This is a genomic window from Lacrimispora sphenoides (assembly GCF_900105215.1).
GTDB lineage: Bacteria > Bacillota > Clostridia > Lachnospirales > Lachnospiraceae > Lacrimispora > Lacrimispora sphenoides_A.
Genome location: NZ_FOIP01000002.1, coordinates 1,127,376 through 1,141,179 on the forward strand (window position 1 = coordinate 1,127,376; position 13,804 = coordinate 1,141,179).

13 protein-coding genes are annotated in these 13,804 nt (G+C 40.3%); 10 read left to right on the forward strand and 3 right to left on the reverse strand.

The features are described 5' to 3' along the window. Positions 1-94 precede the first annotated feature (94 nt). From BMW45_RS21945 to BMW45_RS21980, 8 genes are all read left to right on the forward strand, one after another. Positions 95-1,405 (forward strand): L-cysteine desulfidase family protein, encoded by a 1,311-nt coding sequence (locus BMW45_RS21945; protein WP_092249017.1) that lies wholly within the window; start codon positions 95-97, stop codon positions 1,403-1,405. Between the two features lie 164 nt (positions 1,406-1,569). Beyond that, positions 1,570-2,598, forward strand: coding sequence for a 1-aminocyclopropane-1-carboxylate deaminase/D-cysteine desulfhydrase (locus BMW45_RS21950; RefSeq protein WP_092249022.1), 1,029 nt, complete (start codon positions 1,570-1,572; stop codon positions 2,596-2,598). A gap of 117 nt (positions 2,599-2,715) precedes the next feature. Then, positions 2,716-4,086 carry an RNA polymerase factor sigma-54 gene (gene rpoN / locus BMW45_RS21955; protein WP_092249026.1) on the forward strand — a complete coding sequence of 457 codons (1,371 nt, stop codon included), beginning with the start codon at positions 2,716-2,718 and terminating at the stop codon, positions 4,084-4,086. A 255-nt stretch (positions 4,087-4,341) separates the two neighbouring features. Beyond that, complete coding sequence (locus BMW45_RS21960) at positions 4,342-6,231, forward strand: BglG family transcription antiterminator (protein WP_092249029.1); 1,890 nt, start codon at positions 4,342-4,344, stop codon at positions 6,229-6,231. Next, on the forward strand, positions 6,224-6,637 hold the full coding sequence (locus tag BMW45_RS21965) for a PTS sugar transporter subunit IIA (RefSeq protein WP_092249031.1): 414 nt from the start codon (positions 6,224-6,226) through the stop codon (positions 6,635-6,637). Before BMW45_RS21960 ends, BMW45_RS21965 begins: the two co-directional genes overlap by 8 nt. After that, positions 6,634-7,113, forward strand: a complete 480-nt coding sequence (locus tag BMW45_RS21970; RefSeq protein ID WP_092249033.1) for a PTS sugar transporter subunit IIB — start codon at positions 6,634-6,636, stop codon at positions 7,111-7,113. Before BMW45_RS21965 ends, BMW45_RS21970 begins: the two co-directional genes overlap by 4 nt. Before the next feature lie 24 nt (positions 7,114-7,137). After that, positions 7,138-8,370 (forward strand): M24 family metallopeptidase, encoded by a 1,233-nt coding sequence (locus tag BMW45_RS21975; RefSeq protein ID WP_092249035.1) that lies wholly within the window; start codon positions 7,138-7,140, stop codon positions 8,368-8,370. 25 nt (positions 8,371-8,395) lie between these two features. Continuing rightward, entirely contained in the window at positions 8,396-10,000 is a 1,605-nt protein-coding gene (locus tag BMW45_RS21980; protein ID WP_092249037.1) for a PTS system mannose/fructose/sorbose family transporter subunit IID, read from the forward strand. A 208-nt stretch (positions 10,001-10,208) separates the two neighbouring features. Here the strand turns inward: BMW45_RS21980 and BMW45_RS21985 are convergent, their stop codons facing one another. The 3 genes from BMW45_RS21985 to BMW45_RS21995 all read right to left on the reverse strand — a co-directional run bounded on the left by BMW45_RS21985 (position 10,209) and on the right by BMW45_RS21995 (position 11,946). Continuing rightward, complete coding sequence (locus BMW45_RS21985; RefSeq protein WP_092251157.1) at positions 10,209-10,628, reverse strand: pyridoxamine 5'-phosphate oxidase family protein; 420 nt, start codon at positions 10,626-10,628, stop codon at positions 10,209-10,211. An 88-nt stretch (positions 10,629-10,716) separates the two neighbouring features. Further along, on the reverse strand, positions 10,717-11,076 hold the full coding sequence (locus BMW45_RS21990) for a winged helix-turn-helix transcriptional regulator (protein WP_092249039.1): 360 nt from the start codon (positions 11,074-11,076) through the stop codon (positions 10,717-10,719). Positions 11,077-11,160: 84 nt separating this feature from the next. Next, positions 11,161-11,946 carry a GGDEF domain-containing protein gene (locus BMW45_RS21995; protein ID WP_092249041.1) on the reverse strand — a complete coding sequence of 262 codons (786 nt, stop codon included), beginning with the start codon at positions 11,944-11,946 and terminating at the stop codon, positions 11,161-11,163. Positions 11,947-12,104: 158 nt separating this feature from the next. Here BMW45_RS21995 and BMW45_RS28275 point away from each other — a divergent pair, with 158 nt between their 5' ends. Further along, positions 12,105-12,299 carry a hypothetical protein gene (locus BMW45_RS28275; RefSeq protein WP_092249043.1) on the forward strand — a complete coding sequence of 65 codons (195 nt, stop codon included), beginning with the start codon at positions 12,105-12,107 and terminating at the stop codon, positions 12,297-12,299. Positions 12,300-12,594: 295 nt separating this feature from the next. Then, on the forward strand, positions 12,595-13,782 hold the full coding sequence (locus BMW45_RS22005) for a phosphopentomutase (protein WP_092249045.1): 1,188 nt from the start codon (positions 12,595-12,597) through the stop codon (positions 13,780-13,782). Positions 13,783-13,804 lie beyond the last annotated feature (22 nt).

The window sequence follows — 13,804 nt, forward strand, 5'->3', positions numbered from 1 at the left end:
CCGCTTTTTAACCTCATCAAGCAGCGAAGCGGATTGCGAATATCCGATTGATGATATAATAAGTCGGAAGTCTAAGGCAATGGGGAGGATTGATATGGATACGAAAGATTTACGTTATACAACATATGTGCAGATTTTAAAAGAAGAGTTAGTACCGGCAATGGGATGTACAGAACCGATTGCCTTAGGATATGGTGCGGCAAAAGCAAGAGAGGTGCTTGGCGGCTTGCCTGATAAAGTAGAAGTACATGTAAGCTATAATATTATTAAAAATGTAAAAAGCGTTGTGGTACCTAATACGGATGGCTTAAAGGGAATTGAGGCAGCAGTAGCAGCAGGAATTGTTGCAGGTGACGCTTCCAAGCATCTGGAGGTTATTTCCGTAGTTAGTAACGATAAAAAGTCAGAGATAAGAGACTTTGTGAATCATGTGCCAATTACGGTAAAAGCGATAGACAGAGAACTGACGTTTGATATCGTGCTCATTTTATTTAAAGGGAATGAGTATGTAAAACTGAGAATCGCCCAATATCATACAAATATCATATTGCTTGAGAAAAATGGAGAAACATTATTTAATTTTGAAGCCAGCTGTGAACCAGGGAGCGTAAATAGTGTTGAAAAGACTCTGGAGGTGGGCTTAACAGATAAAAGCCTGCTAAACTTAAACGATATTATCGAATTTGCTGATTCTCTGCAGGTCAACGATGTAAAAGGCATATTAGATCCTCAAATCAATTACAACATGGCGATTGCTGAAGAGGGGTTAAAGAATGATTATGGCGCAAACATAGGAAGCACCTGGCTGGCCTCTTACGGAAATGATGTCCGTAACCGCGCAATTGCCAAGGCAGCGGCCGGCAGTGATGCAAGAATGAGCGGCTGTGAACTACCGGTAATCATTAACTCCGGCAGCGGTAATCAGGGGATCACGGTTTCAGTGCCCGTGATTGAGTATGCAAATGATTTGGAGGTAACAAGGGATAAATTATATCGTGCCCTTGCTCTTGCAAACCTGGTATCCATCCATGAAAAGACTGGTATCGGCCGTTTGTCAGCTTATTGCGGTGTTGTCAGTGCTGGCTGTGCTGCCGCTTGCGGTATCGCCTATCTGTTAGGCGGCGGATTTGAGGAGATAGCACATACTCTTGTAAATTCTGTTGTCATTACATCTGGCATGATCTGTGACGGAGCCAAGCCTTCCTGTGCAGGGAAAATAGCCACCAGCATTATGGCAGGGCTCTTAGGCCATGACATGTTTAAAAATGGGGAGCAACAGTTTCGTTCTGGTGAAGGAATTATTAACCGTGATGTTGAGGAGACCATACGTAATGTCGGGCGGCTTGGCAAGGAAGGAATGCGTGAGACAGACCGCGAAATTGTTAAGATCATGATTGGCGAGTAACTGGAATATAAACGGTCATTGCCACATGTAATATACAAAAGGCCGTTTTTTTTACAGCGTCGGCAATTGACCCTCATCAAGCAGCGAGGCGGACTGCGAATATCGGATTGATTCATTTATATTTACAGCTGAAAATATTGGCATCTATGTAAGGAGGTATTATTATGGTTTTAGGTCAAGAGAAAGTCTCATTATTGAATTTACCCACTCCTTTGGAGTATCTTAAAAATATATCAGAAGAATTAGGGATCCAAATGTATCTTAAGCGTGATGATATGACTGGTCTGGGCATGGGAGGCAATAAGCTTCGAAAGCTGGAGTATATTTTAAAAGAAGCACAAAACAAAGGGGCAACCATGCTTATCACTGAGGGCGGCGTACAAACAAATCATGGCCGTTTGACGGCGGCTGTGGCAGCTAAGCACAATATGAGGTGTGCGATTGTTGCAATTGGGGATTACCCAGGAGAATTGTCGGCAAACTTACTGTTGGACCGGTTAATGGACGCTGAAGTAATCATTAAAAAAGATGACGGCCGTCCATCTCTTGATCAGTATAAAGAGTTGGTCGGGGACACAATCAAAAAATATGAAGCTCAGGGAGAGATTGTTTATTACATACCCCTTGGTGGTTCTGATGATGTCGGTATCCTGGGGTACTATGAATGTGCAGTTGAACTTACAAAGCAGGCGGCTGCCATGGGAATCGGAGATGCACGGGTTATTTCTGCAGTAGGCAGCTTAGGGACCTATATGGGCTTATATTGTGGATTCCATAATGAAGACTCCGGCCTGGAATTAACCGGTGTGGCGATTTCTCCCTTTGATGATTACAAAGAGCATAGCATTGTTGCGCTGTTTGACAGCGTAAAAGAAAAGTATGGAATGAAAATAAGTGCTGGACGAAAAGATTTTCATATTGAAAAGGATTATGTCCGGGGCGGATACAATCTACCTTCAAAGGAGGTAAGAGATGCGGTTCGTCTGATGGCAGGAAAAGAAGCCATCCTGCTCGACCCCTGTTACACAGGAAAATGTTTTGCCGCAATCATTGATATGGTTAAGGAAGGGAAAATCAAAAAAGGTGAGAAGATCATCATGATCCATACAGGAGGAGCGCCAGGATTATACACGAAGCATCATAGGATGGAATTTGAAAAGGAATTAATTGATGGGGTTACAATTCTTGAATAAATAAAGTGACATACTCCGTGATAAAAGTGAGCGAGGTGATTTAAAACTTCGCTCTTTTTACTCAGACTGCCTTGTGGTATAATATTTCTAACGCAATGGTTGCAAAGGGAGGTCGCCATGAAACATAAATTAACGGTTGAACAACGTCAGCTGCTATCTCAAAACCAGATATCTTCACTGGAATTGCTTGCATTATGCAATTGTGAGCTGAGCCGGTATATGGAAAATGAATATATGGAAAATCCTTTACTGGAACAAATAAATTCCAGAGCCGAATCTTATACTCAGGAAGATTATCAAGCGTGGTATCAATCAAATTACTGCAAGCCTTTAAAAAATACTGCAGTTTTTTTAGAGGAAGGCAATGAGAGCAGCAGCCAGGAGTTTGATACTTCAAATACGAAAAATATTTATACCTATATTTATGAGCAGCTGGAGTTAGAACGTTACACGGATAAACAATTAGGTGTTATTGATTTTTTAATTCAAAGCCTGGATCGTAATGGGTTTATCGATTTGGAAGTTCCGGAGATTGCACAGTTAACCGGTGTGAATGAACAGGTGATTGAAGTCTGTTTATCAGATTTAAAAAAGTTGGAGCCATACGGTATATTCGCAAAGAATCTGGCAGAATGCTTATTAATTCAGATCGAAATTCTGGGATTGGATGATGAAATTCTAAAAAAAATGATCACAAATCATTTAACAGACATATCTCAGGGGAAGATCAGTTCAATCACCCGTGCATTGGATATTTCATCGGCTCAGGCCAGGAGATATATTGCTCTTATAAGTACATTGAATCCAAGGCCGCTGCAGGGGTTTGGAGAGAACGAAAAGCAATATATTGTTCCGGATGTTATCGTTACTATGGGCCCGGATGGGAAATGGAATATAGAAATCAATGATAATTGGTGCGGCGACTATCAGTTAAATGATTACTATCTCCAGATGATGGCGGAAGTAAAAGAACAGGAGCTTTTTGAATACTTTAAGAAGAAGCTAGAGCGGGCAAAATTTCTCATTCATGCAGTGGAACAGAGGCGAAAGACGATTATCCTAATAACAAATGCAATATTGGAAGAGCAGGATGAGTTTTTCCGGTACTCCGGGAAGCTTAAACCGTGTACCATGACACAAATGTCAGAAAAACTGTCAGTTAGTACATCCACCATAAGCCGTGCTGTTAAGGATAAATATCTTCAGTTTCCCGCAGGCTGTATTCTGATGAAAAACTTATTTTCTGCGTCAGTTCCCGTAAGTGACGGCAGCCTGATTAATTCGGATGGCGTCAAAGAATTAATACGTGAACTCGTGAATGAAGAGAACAAAGAAAAGCCATTTAGTGATTCAAAACTTGCAGAATTACTTAGTGAAAAAGGGTGCCGCCTTTCCCGCAGAGTTATCGCCAAATACCGGGAAGAGATAGGGATCTCAGGTAGTTTTGAACGGAAAATGAAAAATGATATGAATAAACGAGTCAACTAAAATTAAAGTTTTAGTTGACTCGTTTTTTGTCACAGTAAGAATACTCCCCTTCTCTGCGGGGAGGGAATATCTTTAGATATAAATAACTCCTGTGTTAAAATAAATGTAGGTATTTCAAACCTCAAATAAAAACACAGGAAATTAAAAATGGACAGGTGTACATCTATGTCCATAATAATATGGACATAATTTCAAAAAGCCTTTCCTTTAGTTTTGATTGGAAAATCGTTATAATTCAAATTAGGAGGACGTCAAATGAATAAAAGGCAGGTATCATTTTTAAATTTGCTTTTAAATAACAGCAGTAAATTATTACCCATGGGGTTTTATGCTGAGAAACTTCAGGTGTCTTCAAAAACATTGCAAAGGGATTTGGAACAGGTTGAAGGATTTTTGAAAAAGTTCAAAGCCGAAATTGAAAAGAAAAGCGGGGTGGGAATTAGAATCATAATAAACCAGGATCTCAGCGCACAGATGAATAACCATATAGCATATCTTTCATATGCGGGCCAGTCTTTAGAAAAACAATTCATGGAGAGAGGCTCCAGGAGAATGGATATTGTTTTGAACCTGCTGTTGTATTCAAATGAATATACCTCCCTGTCCTCCCTGGCTTATAAATATTACGTCAGTAAAGGCACAATTAATAATGATTTGCTTTTTTTAGATGAAATGCTGGGGCGCTTCACATTAAAAATCGGAAAATCGGTGAATGGAACGATGATATGTGGAGAAGAACGCAACATACGTCAGGCTCTTGTATACATTATTTCTCAAATTTTAGATATAAATACGGCATTAATGAAGAACGGAACATTTTGCAATGATCAAAGAGACTCAGATTCAGAATCCAATGCACCGGGCATTATACTGGATATATTCAGAGAGGATGATATCTGCTTTGTAAACCGTCTTGTATGCTGGATTGAGAAGAAGTATAGTTACAAGTTTGATGATAATGAATTTGAAAATGTAACCTTAAGTCTGCTTGTTATGGTATATAGAATCAAAAACGGTTACCGTCTGGGAACAGCCGCAGATACCGGAAGGACCAACTTGAGGGAAGTAAAAGGGATAAAAGAGATTGTGGATGAGGTTACAGAACAGATATACGGGCAGTATCGGATAAACCTGGCTCTTTCGGAACGTGAGGGAATCAGAAATATATTTTTGGCATCATATTTGAGCAGGGTAATAGACAACGGTATCTGTGCAGATGATGTGTTTCACTTTTTCAGTGAAGATTTTATTGACGCTTTTGCTGCAATAACCAATATTAATTTAAGGGAAAATCCCGTATTTTGTGAAAATGTTATTTCCCATATCATTCTTATGCTTAACCGGCTGTATAACGGTACGCCAGCCAGCAATCCGCTGATGGAATTGTTGATAAAGGATTATCAGAGTACGCTTAATGTGTGCAAGATTATATGCTGTATATTGGCTAGAAAGTTTCAGATCCCGGAACTCAGCATAGACGAAATCAGTTTTTTAATGCTTTATATTCTAGGAGAGATTGTGAGACAATCGGAGCATGCCAGGGTATTATTTGTTACAGATATGGCTAAAAGTGTGGCGAATCTCATGAAGTTAAGGCTTCAGCAGCGGTTTCCGCAATGGAATATTAACATGTGCACTATGGAAGGATACAGGCTTGCGAAAAAAGGGAACTGCGATTTCTGTATCTCTACATTCATGCTGGAAGAAGATTCGATTCCTTATGTATACGTCTCTCCCATACTGGATGATAAAGATTTCCGAAATATACAGGAGTTATTTTGGAAGACAGATAAAAAATTCTCTGTTTATCAGCTAGAGCTGGTCCGGATTGTTTATGATCTGCGTGATATAGGCTGTGATGTTGACTTTCTTACTTGTTATCCGGCCATGAATAATGCTGTTTTGATAACTATAAAGGCCTTAAAAGATATTCGCTATAGGTATTCTATTAATGAACAGGAAGAAAATCGTTGTGTGTTTGTGCTGGATGACAGCAGCAAACGAATACTGGAAGTACACATTGACATGTGCAACTTTGATTTCATGTTGTTTTCTTCAAAAATAGTGTATTTGTTGGATAATTGTCCGGATGCTGTGCTTCCTGATTTTATCAATTTTTTTACGGAAGGAGAGTCAAATGTTTAAAATTATTCTTTTTATGCATGGTAATCTTGCGGTAGAATTTATACGGGCATCTGCCATGGTATTTGGCGAACAAAAGGAGACAGTTGCATATGGATTGGATTTAGGTTGTGATGTGGATGAATTAAGAAACAGCATTAAGAATTCCATATTGGATTCCACAAGCAAGGGGCAGGAGGTACTTGTCTTAACTGATCTTATGAACGGGACTCCGTTTAATACTATGATGCAGCTGGGGACAGAGTGCAGGTTCAGTCACTTTACAGGCATTAATTTTCCGCTTTTACTGGAAGTCCTTAACAGGCGTATGTCCCAAAATATGCTCTCAGCCATAAATGGCCTGGAAGAGGCTGCTAAAAATAGCGTTTATAATTGTGATACATTTTTAAGTGAGGAGAATATACCATGAAAAATATATTGGTGACAAGGATTGATGACAGGTTAATTCACGGTCAAGTGGTGACTGCATGGATAAAGCGTTATCCAATCAATAGAATTCTTATAATAGATGATGAATTGTCGAAAAACAAGCTGATGGAAAGGATATATAAGGCAGCAGCTCCGGTGGGGGTAGAAGTTATTATTATGGATCAAGAAGATGCAATAGATTTTTTAAAAGAGGATCCGCTTGTTAAAGAGAATGTCATGATTCTGGTAAAGATACCTCAAATATTGGAAGCATTGCTACGCGCAGGGATTAAAGTACCTAAAATCATATTAGGAGGCATGGGGGCAAAGGCAGGAAGAATGACGTTTAATAAAAATGTTTCTGCCAATGAAGAAGAAAGGGAGTGTTTTAAACGGATAATCGGGAGCGGCGTAGAGATTTGCTATCAGCTGGTTCCTGGAGATAAAGAAGTGAATATAAGGAAGCTTTTGTCATAACACAGAATGAGAAAGGAGCAAGTTATGAAGGAACATCCGGATTACTTAAAATCATTCCCAAAAGCAGAGTATGAGGACCATATTCAAAAGCTGCAAAAAGAGATGGAAATAGCAGGTATTGATATGCTCTTGCTGTCTTCGCCCGAAAATATTTTTTACTCTACGGCGTATCGTTCCTGGTACACATCCAGCTTGTTCAGGCCGGTACTGGTATTTGTGCCAAGAATCGGTGAACCGGCAATATCCTTAAGAATACTGGAAAAATCCACAGTAGAAAATGTCAGCTGGTGTACCCGCATTTATGCTTCTGGAACGAAAAGCCGTAATTTGGGACCCCTTAATTCGGAAGATCCCGTTGATGCTATGAAAAAGTTTATGGGAGAACTTGATTTACCCGTCAAGAGGGTAGGACTGGAAGCAGGAGATGGGCAACACTTTTTCTGGTCGCTTAATATGTTGAAAAATCTGGTTGAAACTTTTAGCGGGATTAAATTTGTTGATGGAACAATGGCAATAAACAGGGCCCGTATGATAAAATCCGGCTGGGAAATTGAAAGGATCCGCACAGCCGGATATATAACAGAGCGGGCGATTATAGATACATTTTTTCAAATCCGTCCCGGAATTACTACAGAAAAAGACATTGCCAGAGGAATAGCAAGCCGGATGGCAGAAGGAGGTGTGGATAAAATATCGTATCTGACAATTAATTCCGGCAAAGATAAATACCATACATTTAACAGCTATGCTACAGACCGTATTACAGACCACGGAGATATTGTACTTGTAGATATCAGCGGGCATATAGACGGGTATGCTTCTGATTTGACACGAGTGATTTATCTTGGTTGTTCGCCCCCAGAGCAATACATAGAGATGGCAGAAACGGCCAGAAGCTGTGTTCATGCAGGTTTTGATATATTAAAACCCGGGGCAAGGGTATCAGATATTAATAAGGCGATTGAAGGATATTTAAGACAATCCAGATGTGGCAGTCAAGTGTTACATTCCAGTGGGCATTCCACCGGTCTTAATGTTACGGAATATCCTAATATCAGCGACGACTGTGATGAGATATTAAAACCTGGAATGGTTTTTGCTCTGGAAAATGGCGTATATCCATATGATTCTGAAAAGGGAGCAGGGACAATCCGGATTTCTTTCCGTATGGAAGATGAGGCGCTTGTCACGGAAAACGGAGCGGAATGGTTATCCGGGCCGGGAAAGGCACTTTATACACTGGGGGATTTTTGTTAATTCAACAACAGATAGGAGGTTAAATATGATAATTATTCAAGCTTTATTACTGGCAATTGCAGCAAATCTGGCAAGCGGCAGAGTGTGGAGCCCGATTACCTGGCCATTTTGTTATCCGCTTATCAATGGTACAGTAGTCGGTATTATTTTAGGTGATCCACTGCTGGGGCTTATGGCTGGGGCTACCATCAACTTGGCATATATAGGTTGGATTTCTGCCGGTGGAACCATGCCTTCTAATATCGGCATTGCAGGAGTGTATGGAACTGCAATTACCATACTGGCAAAAGCTGCTCCTGATCTGGCAATTACACTAGCAATACCAATTGGGCTGCTGGGCGTTCTGCTGTGGAATCTGCAGATGACTCTGAACGTATTCTGGGTACACCGGCTTGATACGAATGCTGAAAAAGGAGAGCTTGGTAAAGTATTCTTCAATGCCTGGCTGTTTCCTCAGCTGACGGCTCTTGTTATCAACGGAACACCGGCTTTTATCCTGATGTTCCTGGGCGGAGACTTTTTTAACCGTCTGTTGGGACAAATCCCACTATCTTTCGTTAATGCACTTAGTATTGCCGGTAATCTTCTTCCGGCCCTCGGTGTCGCTATGCTATTGAATTATTTGGGAAAGAAAAAGATGATTCCTTTTTTTGTTATCGGATTTTTCTTAACTACGTTTTTGGATTTGAGCATTATAGCAATTGCTATTTTGGGAGCATGCATTGCTGTTATTGTCTATTATGCAAATACGAAGAAGGAAATTGAAGAGTATTCGGACAGTATTGAGGTGGCTTCGAAGATAGAATTAAATATCAGGCTGCATAGATCGGATCTCATAAAACATTGGTTAATTGGCCTGGGTGCTGAGGTGGGATATAATTATGAGAGGATGCAGGCATCAGGCAATGTACTGGCTATGCTGCCTGTTATCAAACGTCTTTATAAGGAACCGGAAGAAATCAAAGCAGCTTTAAAACGGTATCTGGTATTCTTTAACACAGAACCATCTTTTATCGGAAATATTATTCCGGGTATCTGTGCGTCCCTTGAAGAGGAACGTGCAAATGGAGCGGATATTTCAGATGAAATGATCAATGGATTACGGTCGGGTCTTATGGGCCCGCTTGCCGGAGTGGGCGATAGCCTTGTAGGAGGCATTATTTATCCGATTTTAGTATCAATTGGCTGTGCGTTGGCCTTAAAAGGTAATTTTTCGGGTCCGATACTCTTTTTCCTGTTTTTTTCCGGAATCATGATGGTTCTCGGATATAATTTGTATAACATGGGGTATAAACAGGGCAGCAAATCGGTTATGAATATTCTGGGTGAAGGCTCAGGATCGATCACCCGCCTTACGGATGCATTTGGTATTCTAGGTCTCATGGTGATAGGTGCCATGGGCGCGCAGAAAGTACTGGTATATGTCCCTCTTCAGATAAATATTGGCCAGACTGCCGTTGTTTTACAGAGTGTCTTAGATGGACTGATGCCCAATCTGCTTCCCTTTGGCCTTATTATCGGAACTTGGCTGTTGCTTAAAAGAAAGGTTTCACCGGTCCTCGTTGTATTGATTCTTATGCTGATTGGTATCATCGGATATTACATCGGTATACTTGGGCTTATTGCTTAAAAGCTATATTATAAGGTATTTATTCCTATGACGTTATGGTAGTTAATAACCAGGTGAAAACAGAGTGGGGACGTGCCACCAGCGCCCCTGCAGATAGGTATGATTAATGCAAAAAGATAATAAACGACGAAAGGCGGGCAGATATTTTATATCTGCCCGCTGATTCTTATAGGCAGTCATGATATAAGAAATAATGAAATTACATGTGTTAATCAATCATAAAGTTTTCAGAACTGAAGTTAGCATAATACCTGCCTGTCTGTGCAATAAATTTCAGCACACAATAATCCGGATCCGTAACTCCTTTTGGATAATACATAGTGTCTCCCTCTTGCCAGATCATTTCCTTGCTTGCAGCATCCTCTAAGACCTCCATTGTACCCTTTAGCATAACACCGCGAAAAAACCGTTTGTCACAAAAATAGATACATGCCTTTGGATTGCTGCGAAATTGCTTGACACGCATGGAAGAGGTATTTGTAGTAAAATAAAAGGTCTTAATCCCATCCCGTTTTCTTGGCGGCAGCATTGCTTTCGTATTGGGGAATCCCTCATCATCCAATGAGCTTATAAAAGAAACTCCCTGCTTGTCAATCAAATTGCCGATCGTTTTCTCTGCATCCCTCATCATTTTATATTCCTCCTGAGTTTGTTTATGGGAAAACTATAGCATAAAAGAATCAGGCAGTAAATTACTCACATTTTTGTAGGTATGCTCAGTCTATAAAACCGTTTTCTTGTAAAAAGTCAGTCATATTGTTTTCTTTCATGATGTCAATGCCTATGCTTTGCATGATTGTGATGGCATCCAACAGCTTTTTGCCGCGTTCGGTCAAAAAATATTCAACTTTTAACGGATATCCTTCAAAAGAATGCTTGCCTATCATTCCGTAATCCATAAGCTCTTTCAGATGCTCAAGAAGCATTTTCTGATTAATACCTTTAATGTCTTTTTCAAGCTGGGTCAAAGACATAACTCCCTTCCCCAGCTGCCATAAAATGATTGGTTTCCACTTGCCTTTCGTAATATCATGTGTCAATTCCAAAGGGCATGTGTATTCATCGCGTATTTTCATATTTTCACCTGCAAAATATTCCTTTATATATATACCGGCGTTTTCTGGATTTTCTGTGCATAACCTCTATGCGAAATGCTGTTACTAGTACCTGGTCTGATTTCTTCCGTTCTCCTTTGCTTCATAAAGCTTTCGGTCAGCATTGATAAATGCTTCTGACACATTACAATCCTTGCATTCCGCCATTCCTGCTGAAAAGGTGACCCTCCTGGAAAAATCCATACCCGCTGTTTTTTCTCTCAAGGTTTCTATTTGTTTAAATCCTTCTTCCATGTCAACACCCTTCAAAAATATGGCAAATTCCTCACCCCCATACCGGCATACGGTCTGATGATCAAAGAAACGCTTAAGCTCACCACCGAAATTTCTTAAAACTCTGTCTCCCTCTATATGACCAAAGGTATCGTTAATGGATTTAAAATGATCTAAGTCAATAATTACAATATTTCCTTCTTCTGTACCGGCTTCTACCTTTTCCATAAAATACCGCCTGTTATAAAGCCCTGTCAAGGCATCTTCCGTAGCCAGAATTTCCAGTTGTTTCTTAGCCCGCTCTGATTCCGTAATATCATCAACAACGTATATTCTCACTTTATCATTCTTTATATTAATGACTTTAAAGCGAAGTATCTTGCCATGAATCTCGTTAAAGGACTGTTTGGCAGAAAAATTATAATCCTTTAATTCCTGGACTAAATGAATGGAATCCCCGATTTTTATCTTTGCAAGAGAAGGAAAGAATCGGGAATTTCTTTCTTCCTGATTCCATATAAAACTAAATTCCCAAGTAATGTTGAAGATATGATTAAGAGGATGCTTAATAAGACATTGTTCACCAAATTTGCTCCTTTTAGCTGATTTGAGCTTCATCAGACCCAGCTAATACGAATTCCGATTACTCATAATTACAAACATCTTAATTCTTCCCATGGTATTTGTCAACGAAGAAGTAATAACGATAGGCCTAGCAAAAGAACGGGGAAATTTATAAAATATTATTAGCACTCAGGTTTTTTGTAAGCCTGCTATTGTCGCCGGAGGGCATAGTAGGAGATTATCCAATTGCTTACGAAAATATCAAGATCATTTTAAATAACGGAATTGATGCCATTGCAGAAATCAAAGATGAAAAATCTGTTGCAAAGTATGTTTATTTAAAGCGGCTTGTACGTCAGGATGATACCGGGATCTGGACTGTGATAGGGTACGATCCGGCCAGATAGTTTGGAAAATTCATAGAAAACAGAGAAAAAGATTGCAAAAATTCTACAAAATTGTATAATATAGGGGAAAGATATGCTCAAAAGATCTATGCCAATTGCAATACCGGCGGTGTGTGTATCTGGATCCGAATTTTAAATATCATGAGTCAGACAGGGAATGTTTGAATAAAATAATAAAGCAGACAAGGGTGAGGGCTTCAGGAAATCGTAATCGGAGCCTGTTCAATGATCCTGGAAGACAATTATTTGCAAGATGTATAAGACTTATGTTGCGAACAAAGCGCAGGGAGGTAATATGAAACGATTTAAACGTATATTTGTAGTTGTAATTGATTCTTTAGGAATAGGTGCTATGAACAATGCCGCAGAGTACGGCGATGAGGGCAGCGATACCCTGGGCCATATTGATGCTGCAGTGGATCATCTTAATCTGCTTAATTTAGAAAAGCTTGGTTTGGGAAACCTGCGTTCCTTAAAGCATGTAAAGCCAGTAGCTGAACCTAAGGCTTATTATGGAAAACTTAATGAAGCCAGTGTGGGAAAAGACACCATGACAGGTCATTGGGAAATGATGGGGCTTTACATTACAAAGCCTTTCCAAACGTTTACGGATACAGGTTTTCCTAAAGAACTGCTTGATGAACTGGAAAAACGCACCGGACACAAGATTGTCGGAAATAAATCCGCCAGCGGTACGGAAATCATGGATGAACTGGGAGAGCATCAGATTGCTACCGGGGACATGATCGTTTACACTTCTGCAGATTCCGTGTTACAGATCTGTGCCAATGAGGATACCTTTGGCTTGCAGGAGCTTTACCGCTGCTGTGAGATTGCAAGGGAGCTTACCTTAAGGGATGAATGGAAGGTCGGCAGGGTCATTGCAAGACCTTATGTCGGCAGGAAGAAAGGCGAGTTTAAAAGAACTCCAAACCGCCATGATTATGCCTTAAAGCCCTTTGGAACCACTGCTCTTAATGTATTAAAGGATGCAGGCCTGGATGTGATCAGCGTAGGAAAGATCTATGATATTTTCGATGGCGAAGGGCTTACAGAAGGCAATAAATCCCAAAGCAGTGTTCATGGCATGGAACAGACCATAGAGATCGCGAAAAGAGAATTTAACGGTCTGTGCTTCGTGAACCTGGTTGATTTTGATGCCCTGTGGGGACACCGCCGGGATCCGATTGGCTACGGGGCTGAATTAGAACGGTTTGATGAAAAGCTGGGAGAGCTTTTGCCGCTTTTAAATGATGATGACCTGCTTCTGATTACGGCAGACCATGGCAACGATCCCACCTTTAAGGGAAGCGACCATACAAAGGAACAGGTGCCTTTCCTGGCCTATTCGGCTTCTTATGCCAACTGCGAAGAATTAAAGGAACAGAATACATTTGCAGTGATCGGGGCAACGGTTTTGGATAATTTCGGTTTGCAAAAAGCTCAGGATATGATTGGAGAGTCAATAGAGGAATTGCTTTAGGATTCTAAAAGCACCGCTTTGT

Excerpts from the sequence above, each read along its gene's own strand:
- BMW45_RS21945 (WP_092249017.1), top strand. The coding sequence starts at position 95 with ATGGATACGAAAGATTTACGTTATACAACATATGTGCAGATTTTAAAA.
- BMW45_RS21950 (WP_092249022.1), top strand. The coding sequence starts at position 1,570 with ATGGTTTTAGGTCAAGAGAAAGTCTCATTATTGAATTTACCCACTCCT.
- rpoN (WP_092249026.1), top strand. The coding sequence starts at position 2,716 with ATGAAACATAAATTAACGGTTGAACAACGTCAGCTGCTATCTCAAAAC.
- BMW45_RS21960 (WP_092249029.1), top strand. The coding sequence starts at position 4,342 with ATGAATAAAAGGCAGGTATCATTTTTAAATTTGCTTTTAAATAACAGC.
- BMW45_RS21965 (WP_092249031.1), top strand. The coding sequence starts at position 6,224 with ATGTTTAAAATTATTCTTTTTATGCATGGTAATCTTGCGGTAGAATTT.
- BMW45_RS21970 (WP_092249033.1), top strand. The coding sequence starts at position 6,634 with ATGAAAAATATATTGGTGACAAGGATTGATGACAGGTTAATTCACGGT.
- BMW45_RS21975 (WP_092249035.1), top strand. The coding sequence starts at position 7,138 with ATGAAGGAACATCCGGATTACTTAAAATCATTCCCAAAAGCAGAGTAT.
- BMW45_RS21980 (WP_092249037.1), top strand. The coding sequence starts at position 8,396 with ATGATAATTATTCAAGCTTTATTACTGGCAATTGCAGCAAATCTGGCA.
- BMW45_RS21985 (WP_092251157.1), bottom strand. The coding sequence starts at position 10,628 with ATGAGGGATGCAGAGAAAACGATCGGCAATTTGATTGACAAGCAGGGA.
- BMW45_RS21990 (WP_092249039.1), bottom strand. The coding sequence starts at position 11,076 with ATGAAAATACGCGATGAATACACATGCCCTTTGGAATTGACACATGAT.
- BMW45_RS21995 (WP_092249041.1), bottom strand. The coding sequence starts at position 11,946 with ATGAAGCTCAAATCAGCTAAAAGGAGCAAATTTGGTGAACAATGTCTT.
- BMW45_RS22005 (WP_092249045.1), top strand. The coding sequence starts at position 12,595 with ATGAAACGATTTAAACGTATATTTGTAGTTGTAATTGATTCTTTAGGA.